This is a genomic window from Pseudoalteromonas sp. KG3, from assembly GCF_030436385.1.
Lineage (GTDB): Bacteria > Pseudomonadota > Gammaproteobacteria > Enterobacterales > Alteromonadaceae > Pseudoalteromonas > Pseudoalteromonas prydzensis.
Window position 1 is genome coordinate 806,549 of the sequence record NZ_CP098523.1, and the last position, 16,477, is coordinate 823,025.

General features: G+C 42.3%; 12 protein-coding genes. 4 read left to right on the plus strand and 8 right to left on the minus strand.

Features of this window, described 5'->3' with window-relative positions; all coding sequences use genetic code 11:
* Positions 1-2: 2 nt before the first annotated feature.
* The 5 genes from NDQ71_RS03970 to dapB form a co-directional block, all read right to left on the minus strand.
* Positions 3-1,049: a S66 peptidase family protein gene (locus tag NDQ71_RS03970; RefSeq protein WP_301562293.1), complete on the minus strand. Its 1,047-nt coding sequence runs from the start codon at positions 1,047-1,049 to the stop codon at positions 3-5.
* Between the two features lie 128 nt (positions 1,050-1,177).
* Entirely contained in the window at positions 1,178-1,654 is a 477-nt protein-coding gene (gene greA, locus NDQ71_RS03975; protein ID WP_064667004.1) for a transcription elongation factor GreA, read from the minus strand.
* A 51-nt stretch (positions 1,655-1,705) separates the two neighbouring features.
* Positions 1,706-4,924, minus strand: a complete 3,219-nt coding sequence (gene carB, locus NDQ71_RS03980; protein ID WP_301562294.1) for a carbamoyl-phosphate synthase large subunit — start codon at positions 4,922-4,924, stop codon at positions 1,706-1,708.
* 16 nt (positions 4,925-4,940) lie between these two features.
* Positions 4,941-6,077: a glutamine-hydrolyzing carbamoyl-phosphate synthase small subunit gene (gene carA, locus NDQ71_RS03985; RefSeq protein ID WP_064667006.1), complete on the minus strand. Its 1,137-nt coding sequence runs from the start codon at positions 6,075-6,077 to the stop codon at positions 4,941-4,943.
* Between the two features lie 207 nt (positions 6,078-6,284).
* Entirely contained in the window at positions 6,285-7,082 is a 798-nt protein-coding gene (gene dapB / locus NDQ71_RS03990; protein ID WP_192542130.1) for a 4-hydroxy-tetrahydrodipicolinate reductase, read from the minus strand.
* Positions 7,083-7,347: 265 nt separating this feature from the next.
* On the opposite strand from dapB, the gene NDQ71_RS03995 reads away from it, so the two are divergent.
* Positions 7,348-8,661 carry a Na+/H+ antiporter NhaC family protein gene (locus tag NDQ71_RS03995; protein ID WP_192542147.1) on the plus strand — a complete coding sequence of 438 codons (1,314 nt, stop codon included), beginning with the start codon at positions 7,348-7,350 and terminating at the stop codon, positions 8,659-8,661.
* Between the two features lie 143 nt (positions 8,662-8,804).
* A complete protein-coding gene (locus NDQ71_RS04000; protein WP_192542131.1) occupies positions 8,805-9,581 on the plus strand; it encodes a nucleoside-binding protein in 777 nt (258 codons plus the stop codon).
* A gap of 120 nt (positions 9,582-9,701) precedes the next feature.
* Here the strand turns inward: NDQ71_RS04000 and NDQ71_RS04005 are convergent, their stop codons facing one another.
* From NDQ71_RS04005 to pssA, 3 genes are all read right to left on the minus strand, one after another.
* The gene (locus tag NDQ71_RS04005) at positions 9,702-10,229 is read right to left on the minus strand and encodes a GNAT family N-acetyltransferase (protein ID WP_301562295.1); all 528 of its coding nucleotides are present in this window, start codon (positions 10,227-10,229) and stop codon (positions 9,702-9,704) included.
* Positions 10,230-10,682 (minus strand): GNAT family N-acetyltransferase, encoded by a 453-nt coding sequence (locus tag NDQ71_RS04010; protein WP_192542133.1) that lies wholly within the window; start codon positions 10,680-10,682, stop codon positions 10,230-10,232. It lies immediately after the preceding gene.
* A 107-nt stretch (positions 10,683-10,789) separates the two neighbouring features.
* A complete protein-coding gene (gene pssA / locus NDQ71_RS04015) occupies positions 10,790-12,115 on the minus strand; it encodes a CDP-diacylglycerol--serine O-phosphatidyltransferase (protein WP_192542134.1) in 1,326 nt (441 codons plus the stop codon).
* A gap of 290 nt (positions 12,116-12,405) precedes the next feature.
* Between pssA and trxB the strand changes: the two genes are divergently transcribed.
* A complete protein-coding gene (gene trxB / locus NDQ71_RS04020; RefSeq protein ID WP_064667012.1) occupies positions 12,406-13,356 on the plus strand; it encodes a thioredoxin-disulfide reductase in 951 nt (316 codons plus the stop codon).
* 302 nt (positions 13,357-13,658) lie between these two features.
* The gene (locus tag NDQ71_RS04025) at positions 13,659-16,472 is read left to right on the plus strand and encodes a bifunctional aconitate hydratase 2/2-methylisocitrate dehydratase (protein ID WP_192542135.1); all 2,814 of its coding nucleotides are present in this window, start codon (positions 13,659-13,661) and stop codon (positions 16,470-16,472) included.
* The last annotated feature ends 5 nt before the right edge of the window (positions 16,473-16,477 follow it).

A 16,477-nucleotide genomic window follows, 5' to 3' on the forward strand; every position in this document is an offset into this window, starting at 1 on the left:
TTTTAATTTAAACTCGTTATTATTTTTGCATCGCACACCAGAGAGTTTTCAAGCTTCGCGAGCATTTTTACTGTTGCACCATTCACTAAACATAAATTAGGTGCGACATGTCCGATATCAGCGTCGATAATAACCGGAAATAAGCATTCGCCAAGGGATAACTCAAGTGCTTGGTAATAATCACTTTGTTGCTCTGGGTTATTACTTGCGCCGTTTCTGCCAATAATTAGGCCATTTATATCACTAAAAATACCACTCAATTTCAGCGCAATTAAAAACCGCGTTAATGCATTGGCATTAAGCTCGGCATTTTCTAAGTATAAAACCAGCCCATGCGGCGCAAATTGCTTTTTAAATTCATTCAGCGCTACAAAGGGTGATGGCAGTAATAAACCAAGGGTGTCTAAGCAGCCGCCAAATAACCGCCCAGATAGCTCTACTTCGCGGCTATCTTTGACGTTTAAACAACGCCATTGGCTCGGTTGCGTGAGTGAAAATAGCGCATCAGGTACTTTGGCATAATTAATTGCATCAGCTTGATAACACGGCGCGGGTGTTTGCGTAAATTCACTACCCGCTTCGAGCTCAAGCGTTTTAAATACTTGTAAGCAGTGAGTATCTTGCTCGTTTGGATGCAGCTGCATTAAGTTGGTACAATGTAATGTTGCCCAGCCGCAACGTGCGGTTAATACACAAGCAAGCGTGCTAACGTCTGAAAAGCCAACGAGCCATTTCGGGCGAGCTTGTTTAATTGCATTAAAATCCAGGTATGGCAGCACTTCCATTGCAAGTTCCCCACCCCAAGGCGGCATAATTGCCGCAATGCTATCATCAACTAAAAAAGCCATCAGCTCATCGGCGCGTTGTTTTGCAGGGCTGCTTTGTTGCCTTAAACATTCGCCCTCCACTACTTGGTAACCACGGCGTGTTAAACCGCTAAGTACGCGCTCAAGGCGTGTCTGGAAGGCGCTATCAACACCGGATGAAAAGGCACAAATGGCGATTTTATCGCCGTTTTTTAATGCATCGGGAAAAGTAATGGCTGTCATCAACATCTACAAATTATCAATACGTTAGCTTAACGTACCCAATTTATTAAAGAATGTCGAGGTTGTTTGAGGCATAAAAAAACCGATGCTGGCATCGGTTTTTAAAAGCGTGAAAATGAGTAAAGTAATTAAATGTACTGCACTTCAATAACTTCGTATTCAACATCACCATTTGGCGTTTTAATGATCACAGCATCGTCTGCTTGTTTACCAATTAAACCGCGAGCGATTGGTGAGTTAACCGAAATACGGTGGTTTTTAATATCCGCTTCATCATCACCAACAATTTGGTAGGTTACTTCAGCATCGGTTTCAACATTTACAATTGTTACCGTAGTGCCAAAAATAACTTTACCGGTGTTTGGTAATTTAGTTACATCAATAATTTGTACATTTGAAAGCTTGGCTTCAATTTCTTGAATTCGGCCTTCACAAAAACCCTGTTGCTCACGCGCAGCATGATATTCAGCGTTTTCTTTTAAGTCACCGTGTTCACGTGCATCAGCTATATCTGCAACGATTTTTGGACGGGTAACTGTTTTTAATTCGTTAAGCTCTTTGCGCAGTAAATCAGCGCCACGAACTGTCATCGGAATTGATTGCATACTTTTCTCACTTAATCCCAAGGCCGCACATAACGGCCTTGGCACATTTCCTTAGTTCAATCTCAGGTGTAGTTCTTGAACTGACGTTACTTTGCTACGGTCGTCTGCTTGGTTAGCAGTACAGTTAGCAAATGCCGCATTAAGCGTCGTCGTATAGTTAGTCTTGTGTTGCAATGCACCACGACGTAACACCTTCGAATCTTCGATCGCTTGGCGACCTTCGGTGGTATTAACGATATAGCTATACTCGCCATTTTTGATTCTATCAAGAATATGCGGGCGACCTTCAAATACTTTGTTTACACGGCGTACCGCAATTCCAGCATCTTCAAGGGCTGCAGCTGTGCCACCTGTTGCATCTAGTTCAAAACCAAGATCAGTCATGGTTTTAGCTAGTTCAACAATACGTGGTTTATCGCTATTACGCACAGATAGTAACGCGCGGCCACCGCGTGGTAAAGTGTTGCTTGCACCTAATTGTGCTTTTGCAAAGGCTTCAGCGAATGTATCGCCTACACCCATTACTTCACCGGTTGAGCGCATTTCAGGGCCACGGATTGGATCCACGCCTTGGAACTTAGCAAACGGAAGTACCACTTCTTTCACGCTGTAGTAAGGAGGAATTACTTCTTTAGTAATGCCTTGACTTGCAAGCGATTGACCCGCCATACAGCGCGCCGCTACTTTAGCAAGTGCTACACCGGTTGCTTTTGATACAAACGGTACAGTACGCGCAGCGCGTGGGTTTACTTCGATTAAGTACACTTTGCCATCTTTAACAGCAAACTGAGTATTCATCAAACCAACTACGCCAAGCTCAAGTGCCATGTCAGTTACTTGCTTACGCATTACGTCTTGCACTTCTTGTGATAACGAATGTGCTGGTAATGAACAGGCAGAGTCACCAGAGTGAACACCGGCTTGCTCGATGTGTTCCATGATACCGCCGATGATCACTTGCTCGCCGTCGCATATTGCGTCAACGTCAACTTCAATCGCGTTATCTAAGAAACGGTCAAGTAATACTGGCGCTTCATTTGATGCTGATACTGCTTCGGTCATGTAACGACGTAAGTCTTGCTCGTCATAAACAATTTCCATTGCGCGACCACCTAGTACATACGACGGACGTACAACCAGTGGGAAACCGATTTCAGCTGATTTTAAAATCGCTTCTTCAGTTGATGTTACCGTTGCATTTTCAGGCTGAAGCAGGTTTAAACGCTCAACAAGTTGTTGGAAACGCTCACGGTCTTCTGCGCGATCAATGGCATCCGGTGAAGTACCAATGACTGGCACGCCGTTAGCTTCAAGTTCACGAGCAAGTTTCAGTGGTGTTTGACCACCGTACTGCACGATAACGCCTTTTGGCTTTTCAACACGTACGATTTCAAGTACGTCTTCAAGGGTAATTGGCTCGAAGTATAAACGGTCTGATGTATCGTAGTCAGTAGACACTGTCTCAGGGTTACAGTTAACCATGATAGTCTCGTAACCGTCTTCACGCAGTGCAAGCGCTGCGTGTACACAACAGTAATCAAATTCAATACCTTGGCCGATACGGTTAGGACCGCCACCGATAACCATGATTTTGTCACGATCTGATGGATTTGCTTCACATTCTTCATCGTAAGATGAGTACATGTAAGCGGTGTCTGAACTAAATTCAGCGGCGCAGGTATCAACGCGCTTGTAAACAGGCACGATGTTTAATTGGTGACGCTTTTTACGAATTTCAGCTTCAGAAACACCGGCAATTTCAGCGATACGCGGGTCAGCAAAACCTTTACGCTTTAATTTACGTAAGAAGTCTGCGTTTAAACCAGCCATGCCAACATCGCTAATTTTCGCTTCATCTTTTAAGATGTCTTCGATTTGAACAAGGTACCAAGGGTCAATCTTAGTTAGTTCAAAAACATCATCAACGCTCATACCATGGCGCATTGCGTCTGCAATGTACCAAATACGCTCCGCACCTGGTTCACGTAATTCACGGATGATTTTTTCTTTTGCTTTGGGGTCATCAAGTGCCACAATCGGGTTAAAGCCCGTTGCGCCAACTTCAAGGCCACGCAATGCTTTTTGTAGTGACTCTTGTTGATTACGACCAATCGCCATCACTTCGCCCACTGATTTCATTTGCGTGGTTAAACGGTCGTTTGCACCGGCAAATTTTTCAAAGTTAAAGCGAGGAATTTTTGTTACTACGTAATCGATTGACGGCTCAAAAGATGCTGGTGTTTTACCGCCAGTGATATCATTTTGTAGCTCGTCTAACGTGTAACCTACAGCAAGCTTAGCGGCGATTTTAGCAATCGGGAAGCCTGTTGCTTTAGATGCAAGTGCTGATGAACGTGATACACGAGGGTTCATCTCGATGATAACCATACGGCCATCAACTGGATTTACACCAAATTGTACGTTTGAACCACCGGTTTCAACACCAATTTCACGTAGTACTGCCATAGAGGCATTACGCATGATTTGGTATTCTTTGTCGGTTAGGGTTTGTGCTGGCGCCACAGTGATTGAATCCCCTGTGTGCACGCCCATTGGGTCAAAATTTTCAATAGAACAAACGATGATACAGTTGTCTTTTTTGTCGCGAACAACTTCCATCTCATATTCTTTCCAGCCAATTAGTGATTCATCAATCAATAATTCGCTAGTTGGAGAAAGGTCTAAACCGCGTTCACAAATCTCTTCAAACTCTTCTAAGTTATACGCAACACCACCACCGGTGCCGCCCATAGTGAAAGAAGGACGAATGATACATGGCAAGCCAATGCGCGTCATAGTGTCGCGGGCTTCTTCCATTGAGTGAGCAATTTCAGCACGTGGACATTCAAGACCGATGTTTTTCATCGCTTTATCGAAACGTTCACGGTTTTCTGCTTTGTCGATTGCATCTGCGGTTGCGCCAATGAGCTCAACGCCGTGCTTAGCCAATACACCGTGCTTATCAAGTTCTAAGGCACAGTTTAATGCAGTTTGACCACCCATAGTTGGCAGTACTGCATCTGGCTTTTCTTTTTCAATAATCTTTTCAACAACTTCCCAGTGAATTGGTTCGATGTACGTCGCATCGGCCATGTCAGGGTCAGTCATAATTGTTGCAGGGTTTGAGTTAACTAATATAACTCGATAGCCTTCTTCTCTTAGTGCTTTACACGCTTGAGCACCAGAGTAGTCAAATTCACAGGCTTGGCCGATTACAATCGGGCCTGCGCCTAGGATAAGAATGCTTTTTATGTCGGTACGTTTTGGCATTGTTACTCCGGTATAATTAGTTGTTACGTGCTTGCATCAAGTCGATGAAGTGATCAAATAATGGCGCTGCATCGTGCGGACCTGGGCTTGCTTCTGGGTGACCTTGGAAGCTAAACGCCGGCTTATCAGTACGATGAATACCTTGCAAGGTACCGTCGAATAACGATTTATGCGTTGCACGAAGGTTATCCGGTAGCGTTGCTTCATCCGCAGCAAAACCGTGGTTTTGTGCAGTGATCATGACTACATCGCGGTCTAAGTCTTTCACTGGGTGGTTACCACCGTGATGACCAAACTTCATTTTTACTGTTTTAGCACCTGAGGCAAGTGCTAACAATTGGTGACCTAAACAAATACCAAAAATTGGTGTCTCTGTTTCTAAAAAGGTTTTAATTGCTTCAATCGCGTATGTACACGGCTCTGGGTCACCTGGGCCATTTGATAAAAAGATACCATCTGGGTTAAGTGCTAACACGTCGGCTGCCGAGGTTTGTGCAGGAACAACGGTTAATTTACAACCACGGTCTACAAGCATACGTAAAATATTACGTTTTACACCGAAGTCATAAGCGACAACGTGAAATTTCTCATCTTCTGCGTTCAAGGTTTTAAACCCTTCACCCAGTGTCCAGCTTGATTCATTCCACTGGAAATTTTCCTTGGTTGAGACTACTTTTGCTAAATCCATGCCTTTTAAGCCTGGGAAGGCTTGCGCAGCTGCGAGCGCTTTGCTTTCGTCGATATCATCACCTGCAATAATACAGCCGTTTTGAGCGCCTTTATCGCGCAAAATACGAGTCAATTTACGGGTATCGATATCTGCAATACCTAAGATATTGCGTTGTTTTAAGTAATCATCTAACGATTGCTCGTTACGAAAATTACTTGCTAGCAGTGGCAAATCACGGATCACAAGGCCTTTCGCCCAAATGTGACTCGCTTCTTCGTCTTCGCTGTTAGTACCCGTATTACCGATATGTGGGTACGTCAAAGTTACGATTTGTTCCGCGTATGAAGGGTCGGTCAGGATTTCCTGATAACCAGTCATAGACGTATTGAATACTACTTCGCCGACTGACATGCCGTCAGCGCCGATTGCAGTACCGCGAAACACTGTGCCGTCTTCTAGAACTAACAGAGCGGATTTAGTCAAGTTAACCTCCTAACAGTAAAAAACGGGAGTAAAGTCATTTGCTTTACTACCCGTTTATAGCGATTGGAAACACGCAATTATGAATTTTTGGCAAATTGGCGCTATTCTATAGTAATTTCGTATTTAGGTCTAACCCTATTTCAACAATTACTAAAAATAAGCGCTATTAGCTAAAAAAACCACCAAAGCGCCAAAAAGGCAAGAAAACTACTTCAAGTCAAGCACATCTTGCATATCATAAAGTCCTACAGGCTTATTTTTCAACCAGCCTGCAGCTCTTACTGCGCCTAACGCAAAGGTCATTCGAGAACTTGCTTTATGAGTTAATTCAAGCCTTTCGCCAGAAGTTGCGAAATATGCGGTGTGTTCACCAACTATGTCGCCGCCTCTGAGCACCGAATAACCGATTTCATTTTGCGATTTTTCTGTTTCTACTTTGCTACGGTCAAACACCGCAACTTCATCGTGATCCCAGCCTTTTGCCTGTGCAATAGCTTCACCAATGGCTAAAGCTGTACCCGATGGCGCATCAATTTTATGACGGTGATGCGCTTCAAAAATTTCAATATCTAAATCATCACCAAACTTAGTGGCGGCAGTTTGTACTAAATTCAACAGCAGATTTACACCAACACTGTAATTACGCGCAAACACAATAGGAATTTGCTTAGCAGCCGTTTGTAATGCCTGCATATCGTCGTCATTTAAGCCCGTTGTACCAATGACCATGGGGATCTTTTGTGCCACAGCTGTTTTTAGATGCTCACGCATGCCTGCTGGCAATGTAAAATCAATCAATACGTCAATGTTCTCTACGCTGCGCTCATCACTGAAATTAACAGTCGGAGGGGCTGCACTATTCAATTGATTAACAGCAATATTTAATAAAGGTGAACTACTACGTACATAGGCTGCACCGAGCTCGGCATGATTATTCTTATGTGCGGCTTCAACTAGTGCTAACCCCATTCTTCCGTTCGCGCCAAATACGCCAATTCGATTCATTTTAATTAACCTTTGCTTTTATGTTGGCTAGATTTTATCTAAAACTCATGTAATAGTCAGGTACGCCTTTTAAAATAATAATAACAGATACCCATAGACTTTAGCCATCTATACATTTAAACTTCTTTCTTTGCGCCGATTTGGTCTTTGGCTTGCGGGCGCTGTTGAGTTACTTATCACTTTGATAAGCACACAACTAAATGCTGCTAAAAGAAGGATGTTTTTGCTGCACTAGTTGTCTATGAGTTATCTAACGAGGAATATGATGCAGCCATCATTTAATAAAACTAATGCAAAGTTATCTTTGCTGCCGCTACTTACGTTTGTCGCCTTATTTTTAGGCGCGGGTTTATACCTGCAATCTCAAGGGGTTGATTACGCTTTTTATCAGCTCCCTGCCCCAGTTGCGATTTTACCGGCGATCATGCTGGCGTTTATCCTTAATAAAAACACCATTAATCACAGTGTAGAAACCTTTATAAAAGGTGCTGGTCACAATAACATCATTACCATGTGTTTAATTTACTTACTTGCAGGTGCTTTCTCCGCCGTTGCCGGCGCTACAGGGGGTGTTGACGCTGTTGTAAATGCCGGTTTATCACTTATTCCTCCTGCTTTGCTGCTACCGGGTTTATTTTTAATTGCTGCAGTTGTATCAACCGCCATGGGTACCTCAATGGGGACTATCGGGGCCATCGGCCCGATTGCTTATGCGGTATCAATTAAAACAGGCATTGATCCTGCGTTGATGGCAGGTACGATTGTGTCTGGCGCCATGTTTGGTGATAACTTATCAATTATTTCTGATACCACTATTGCTGCAACCCGAACACAGGGCTGCGAAATGAAAGATAAATTCCGTGAGAATTTAAAAATCGCCTTGCCAGCAGCGGTGCTGACTATTGCTTTATTATTCTTTTTAACCCCAGCAGCGCAAGCGGTAGAAACCAAAGATTACGATATTCTATTAGTACTGCCTTATGCCTTTATTTTAGTGCTGGCGGTAATGGGCTTTAATGTATTTGTGGTGCTGTTCAGCGGTATAATATTTGCGGCACTGATGGGCTTTACTGGCAGCTATGAAGGCGCCAGCTTTGTAAAAGACATTTACAAAGGCTTTACTGATATGCAGGAAATCTTTTTACTGTCGATGTTTATCGGCGGCTTGTCTGAGTTTATCCGTATTAACGGCGGCTTAGATTACATAGCGCAAAAGATTCAAGCGATCACTAAAGTCATTGCCAAGTGGCACAGAAAAGTGGCCGATCAGCTCGGTATTGCCGCATTAGTAATGACCAGTAACTTGTGCATTGCCAATAATACCGTGTCTATCATCGTTGCAGGCCCTATTGCCAAAAAGCTAGCTGACGACGGTGAGATCAGTGGCAAGCGCTCTGCTAGCCTATTGGATATATTTGCCTGTGTTACTCAAGGTTCATTGCCTTATGGCGCGCAAGCGCTGTTACTGGGCGCGACATTTAAAATTAGCCCGTGGCAAGTGTCTACTTCATCGTACTACTGTTTTATATTAGCGTTTACTGCAATTGCGGTGATCTGCTTACGTCGTAATAAAGCATAATTTATTAAGCAGATACGCTAACTTTGCGCGTATCTGCTATAATCTTGTCTTGAACTAGAGCATGTTGCACCTTTAGGATTAAAGTTTAATTAGTCATAAAGTGAAGCATGTTTAGATAACAACCTTAGATTTGAGATAAGACATTGAAAAAAACCGTCATCTTCGCTGCCATTTGTTTGGCAAGCACCTCTAGCCAAGCGGCTAACTGGAGCAACACAGCATTACACCTTAACAATGGTGACTTTAAAAACCCATTCACAGGACAAGAATCAAACACTACTATCGCATCACTGCAACATGCATCAGCCTATGATTATGGCGATAACTTCTTCTTTATTGACTATATTAATGACGCCACTGATGACGGTTATCAAGATAAAGATTTTTACGGTGAATGGTATTCAACATTCAGCCTGTCGAAAATTTCAGGCACGGATATGTCTTATGGAGCCATTGCTGATATCGGCCTCACCGCGGGGTTTAACGCTGCCGGTGATTCAAAGGTATTAAAATATTTACCCGGTGTAAAAGTAAACTGGCAAGCGCCTGGTTTTACCTTTCTATCAACGTTAGTGACGGCCTATATTGATGATAACGATGGCGTGGCACGAGGTGGCGCACCGATTGAAACAAATAGTTGGATGCTAGATGTAGCATGGGGTTACCCGTTTTCGATTGGATCGCAAAAATTTAACGTAACGGGTCACGTTGAGTATATTGCTGAACGTGAAAATGAATTTGGTGAAGACGTAAAAGCGTGGATCTTAGCGCAACCTATTATTACTTGGGATTTAGGTCACGCCATCAGTATGAAAGAAAATACCCTGCTACTAGGCCTTGAGTGGCAATACTGGCATAACAAGCTAGGCACTGACACCACTGAGTCGGTACCGCAGTTTCACGTCGAGTGGACGTTTTAACGAGTTAGCGAGTTAGCGAGTTAGCGAGTTAGCGAGTTAGCGAGTTAGCGAGTTAGCGAGAATAATAAAGCGTAATATCAATTGTATTGCGCTTTTTTTATTACTTACCATCAACATTGATCACGTTAGCTTTATTTCATAAACACCTAAACGTTGCTGCTTATTAGCAAGAAAGTGTGATATCTCTTGATGATAATATTTGAACTTCGCACCGGCGCGCTGCACCACTTTGATACTGGCTAAGTTTCCCTCTAAACAACAAAACTCAATCGCTTTTGCGTGACGATTATTTTTTAAGTATGGCACCAGTTTTAAAAGCACTTGAGTCATGACTCCTTGCCCGCGTGCAAAATCAGCTAACCAATAACCACATTCAGCAACGTTTCTGTCTGGATCAATGTACTTAATACCAAATACACCACTTAAGCGCTCCTGAGTATATATCGCAAACCACTGAGCGCCCGCTTTATTGCTGTGTAGTCGCTCAGCTATATACTGCTTAGTAGTATTAACATCTATTATGCCATCAACCCAAGGTAAAAATTGACTCAGATTTTCCCTACTCTCGACGATAACTGAATAAAGTTCCTCAGCAAAACTAATAGCTAATGGCTTTAACGTTATTGAGTCTGAAATCACTAACTCCATTTAATCAACCTCAGCGACTTTTGCTAAACGCATATGTATCAGCGGAAACTGGTTTCCTTGACCATCTAATTCTGAGCGCCCTATTTGCTCAAACCCTTTACTTAAATAAAAACCATAGGCTTTGGGATTTTGCTCGTTAACATCAACATGCGTTGCCGCTACATTATCAATCGCGTAATTAATTAATAAAGTGCCCACCCCCTTCGCAAAGAAACTCGGCTTAACAAACAGCATTTCAATATTGCCGTTAGCAACGCCGATAAACCCGGCTATTTTATCATCGCGATTTTTACAGCAATATAATGTCACAGCATCAAAGTAATGCTCCAAAATCAATGATTTTAGTTCATTAATATAGTGTTGGCTTAAAAAATCGTGGGTTTGCGAAACAGCGTCTTGCCAAATTTCGATTAGCGTTGAATAGTCTTTTTTCTCGGCGGATGCAATATACATAATAAGTCCCTTTTAATATTGAAATCACAGTTGACGTACTAAAGTAAGCAAAAAGCAGCGAAACCGCTGCTTTTTCTAGTACTGACTGTATAGAATCTAACTTAGCGCTAAATAAAACGTTTAATAATAAAGTCGACTTTGACACGCTTTGCTTGGCCTAACAGCTTTTTAACTGCCGGCGGATAGTCATCCATGGTTTCTAAATCTTCTGCGCCATTTAAGCGGCGACAATGTTTTAATATTTCAGCTCTTTCGTTATCAATATCAGACATTAAGCTTTGCTCTGGGTCTTCTAATAAAATACCGTTTTCAATATCTAAACCCCATGCGCGCGGATTTAAATTATGACCACTTAATAAATGGTATTTGCGATCAGAACAAATGCCTTTTAAATGAAACGAATTAGATTCGTGCTGCCACAAATAAACATTTAAATTACCATTGTTGATATGGCGTTTTTGCGATTTTAAAAACTTATGCAAAATCGTTTCATATAGATACGGCAAAGCGCCAATTTTACTAAACGGCTCACTTGGCGGCAGGTAAAAATCATTGGCGGTTTTATCACCCACAACAATTGTTACTTGCTTGCCTTGTTTTAGTAAGCGTCGCAATGAGCGCATTAACGGTGCAGGGAAATTAAAGTATGGGGTGTAAAGTACTAATTCTTGCTCTGTGGTATCAAATAATGATTTGATCACCCTGTTGAGCTCATTACTACGACGCCCTAGCCCCAAAAATAACCTGACACCTAACGCTTGCTGATTCTGCACATTACTGTGTGCATAGCCCGCTTGTTTTAAAGTACGCATCAATTGTTTTTGCACAACTTTAATATCATTAAACTTTGTTAGCGGCCGCATATCAATACGCGGTACGGCCTCTGAGCTCAACAGTTCTTGCTCAATAAAGTTAATAATAGAATCACACAGCGCAGCCTGCTTGACCAAGAAGTAGCGGTCTAGTCGGTAGCGGTCTTGATACTGTAAATACACATTGTTTAAGCTGGCGCCGCTATAAAGCAGCGTGTCATCAATTACAAAGCCTTTTAAATGCAATACACCAAATAGTTCTTTGGCTTTTACTGGTACACCAAATATTTGTACATTGGATTGATACTTTTCTTGGTATTCACAATATAAGCTAGCGTTTCCGTCTGACTTTGCAGCACCAATTAAACCGCGTTGAGCACGATGAAAGTCAACCAACACTTTAACCTCTAACGCTGGATTTGCTACTGACGCCAAATGTAACGCTTCGAGCACTTCGCGCCCAGCTTCATCATCCTGTAGATAAAGCGTGGTTATATAAATGCGTGTTTTAGCCTGCGCAATTAGTGTTAATAAATGTGTGCGATATTCTTGTGCATTGGTTAAGACGTTAACGTCTTTTGAAGTCAACCCGTACGCGGGTTTTTCCTGCCAAAATAACATAGTTGCCTATTCACTTAGGTCACCCTTTTACAGGGTCACAAATCAAAATTAGTTAAAACATATCAAAAAAACACAGTTTGGTCATGAATTAACGTCATGCGCTTCGTTAATACTGAATTAATAGCTCAGATATCATACAAATCGTACACTTATCGCAATTCTAGTACACAATATTTGACAGCTTTGCGATTTAGAAAAAAAAATAATCGCCGCTTTTATTTACTTCCCCCTTGTTTCTCTTAAAATCGAGCGCATTAATACGCTATTGAAACGTTTAGGATAGAAATAACATGAGTGAAGTAAAACATTGTAAGTTACTAATTTTAGGATCTGGCCCTGCAGGTTACACCGCAGCAGTCTACGCAGCGCGTGCAAACTTAAACCCGGTATTGATCACCGGTATGCAACAAGGCGGTCAACTTACAACCACAACCGAAGTTGAAAACTGGCCGGGCGATGCTCATGGTTTAACAGGTCCTGCATTAATGGATCGTATGAAAGAGCATGCCGAGCGCTTTGAAACTGAAATTGTATTTGACCACATTCATACTGTTGATGTATCTAAACGTCCATTTACATTAACTGGCGATCAAGGCACATATACGTGTGATGCATTGATCATCGCAACGGGCGCTTCAGCTAAATACTTAGGTCTTGAGTCTGAAACTAACTTCCAAGGCCGAGGCGTATCAGCCTGTGCTACTTGTGATGGCTTTTTCTACAAAGGTCAAAAAGTAGCGGTTGTTGGCGGTGGTAATACCGCTGTTGAAGAAGCACTTTATTTATCAAATATTGCTGAAGAAGTTCACGTAATTCACCGTCGTGATAGTTTCCGCAGTGAAAAAATCCTCGCGGATCGCTTAGCTGAAAAAGCGGCAAACGGTAATGTAGTACTGCATTACAACCGCACGCTTGATGAAGTGCTTGGTGACCAAATGGGCGTTACCGGCATTCGTATTAAAGATGCAAATTCAGACGCCACTGAAGAACTTGATTTAGCTGGTGTATTTATTGCCATTGGCCATAAACCAAATACCGACATGTTTGTAGGCCAACTTGAGATGAAAGACGGCTACTTAGTGGTTGAGTCAGGCCTTCACGGTAACGCAACACAAACGAGTGTGCCAGGTGTATTTGCTGCAGGTGATGTGTCTGATCATATCTACCGTCAAGCAATCACTTCTGCGGGTACTGGCTGTATGGCTGCATTAGACGCTGAACGCTTTTTAGATAATCTATAAGCTTTCGTTTATTTGTTGTTTTAAGGGCTGAATTTTCAGCCCTTTTTTGTGCCCCAAAATTAGTTAAACGATACAAACCACATTCACCGTGCTTATAGTGAGAATTCATTATATATATACAATTAATGGCTTAGGTGCGATAGGATCTAAGGCCGTGCAATGAATATCGTCAAAGTATAGTAAGTAAAACTAGCTATAATTATAGCTGGGCACCAAAGCTTTATTCATTTAGGCATTACTAGATACTGTAAAATCAGTTAAAATGCTTAACTTCATATCAAGTAAAATACCGAGAGTTTTCTATGAGTTTGTATACAAAATATATGGAAGAAATCCAAACCCGTAAAACGGAGCTTGGATTAAACCCACAACCAATCGATAGCGCTGAGCTAGTATCAGAAATCATTAATCAAATTAAAGATACTAATAACGAGCATCGTCAAGATTCACTGCATTTCTTTATCTACAACACACTACCGGGAACAACCAGTGCTGCGGGCGTTAAAGCACAGTTTCTAAAAGAAATCATTCTTGGTGAAGAACAAGTTGCAGAGATCACTCCAGAATTCGCATTTGAGTTACTTTCACACATGAAAGGCGGCCCATCAATTGAAATGCTAATTGATTTAGCATTTGCTGATGACGCAGCAATCGCAGCACAAGCGGCTGAAGTACTTAAGACTCAAGTATTCTTATACGATGCAGATATGGCGCGCATAAAAGCGGCATACGAAGCAGGCAACGCGATTGCAAAAGAGTTATTAGAAAGTTTCGCAAAAGCTGAATTTTTTACAAAATTACCTGACATCGAAGAAAAAATCGATGTAGTAACCTACATTGCTGGTGAAGGTGATATTTCTACTGACTTACTTTCTCCAGGTAACCAAGCGCACTCGCGTGCTGACCGTGAATTACATGGTAAGTGCATGATCACTGAAGAAGCACAACAAGAAATTGTTGAACTTCAAAAGAAACACCCTAACGCTAAAGTCATGCTTATTGCTGAAAAAGGCACCATGGGCGTTGGTTCATCTCGTATGTCGGGTGTGAATAACGTTGCACTTTGGGCTGGTAAACAAGCAAGTCCATACGTTCCTTTCATCAACATTGCTCCTGTTGTTGCAGGTACTAATGGTATCGCACCAATCTTCTTAACAACGGTTGATGTAACCGGCGGTATCGGTCTTGACCTTAAAAACTGGGTTAAGAAAGTCGATGCAGACGGCAATACAGTCACTGATGAAAATGGCGATGCTGTGCTTGAAGAAGCTTATTCAGTTGCCACTGGTACTGTGTTAACAATCAATACAAAAGAGAAAAAGCTTTATAACGGCGATAAAGAATTGGTTGATATTTCATCAGCATTCACACCACAAAAAGTTGAATTTATGCGAGCTGGTGGTTCTTACGCCGTTGTATTTGGTAAAAAACTACAAACGTTTGCTGCTGAAACACTGGGTATTGACACTCCGCTTGTATATGCACCTTCAAAAGAAATTTCACATGCAGGACAAGGTTTAACAGCGGTTGAAAAAATCTTTAACCGTAATGCGGTAGGTGTACTATCAGATACGCCACTTCACGCAGGTTCAAATGTGCGCGTTAAAGTGAACATCGTTGGCTCGCAAGATACAACCGGTCCAATGACGGCGCAAGAATTAGAAGCAATGGCTGCTTCAACAATTTCACCACTTGTTGATGGTGCATATCAGTCTGGTTGTCACACTGCATCAGTATGGGATAGCAAAGCACAAGCTAATATTCCTAAACTAATGGCGTTTATGAATAAGTTTGGTCTTATCACTGCACGTGACCCGAAAGGCGTTTACCATGCAATGACAGACGTTATCCACAAAGTATTGAACGACATTACCATTGACGACCGCGCAATCATCATCGGTGGTGACTCGCATACTCGTATGTCGAAAGGTGTTGCCTTTGGTGCCGACTCAGGTACTGTTGCGGTTGCACTTGCTACTGGTGAATCAGCTATGCCAATTCCTGATTCTGTTAAAGTAACGTTTAAAGGCAGCATGGCTAAGCACATGGATTTCCGCGACGTTGTACATGCAACGCAAGCGCAAATGCTGAAGCAATTTGGTGGCGAAAACGTTTTCCAAGGCCGTATCATTGAAGTACACATTGGTACGCTTATGGCTGACCAAGCGTTTACCTTCACGGACTGGACTGCAGAAATGAAAGCGAAAGCTTCAATCTGTATTTCAAACGACGAAACGCTGATCAAGTCAATTGAGCTGGCTAAGAGCCGTATCCAGATCATGATCAACAAAGGTATGGATAACGAAGCGCAAACGTTGCAAGGTCTAATCGATTTAGCTGACAAACGTATTGCTGGTATCCAATCTGGTGAAGAGCCAGCACTTTCTCCAGATGACAACGCTAAATACCACGCAGAAGTAGTGGTTGATTTAGACCAAATCGTTGAGCCAATGATTGCCGATCCAGACGTAAATAACGACGATGTTTCTAAGCGTTATACTCACGATGTGATCCGCCCTGTTTCTTTTTACAACGACAAGCCTGTTGATTTAGGTTTTGTTGGTTCGTGTATGGTTCACAAAGGCGATATGAAAATTATTGCTCACATGCTACGTAACCTTGAGCAGAAAAACGGTTCTATCTCATTCAAAGCGCCACTTGTTGTTGCTCCACCAACATATAACATTGTTGATGAGCTTAAAGCTGAAGGCGATTGGGATATTCTTGCTAAATACGCTGGCTTTGAATTTGATGATGAAAAACCAAAAACAGCTGCACGTACTAAGTATGAAAATATCTTATACCTAGAACGCCCTGGTTGTAACCTATGTATGGGTAACCAAGAGAAAGCAGAACCTGGTGACACTGTAATCGCAACGTCAACACGTCTGTTCCAAGGCCGTGTAGTAGCCGATACAGCTGAGAAAAAAGGTGAGTCACTACTAGGTTCAACGCCGCTTGTAGTGCTTTCTACTGTGCTTGGTCGCTTCCCGACTATCGAAGAGTACAAGTCAGCGGTTGAAGGCATTGACCTTACATCGTTTACACCTGTTGAAGAAGCGATGACAACTAAGTTTAACGCTGGACAAGCAGTACCAGTAAAAGTTGTTAGTTAATTCGA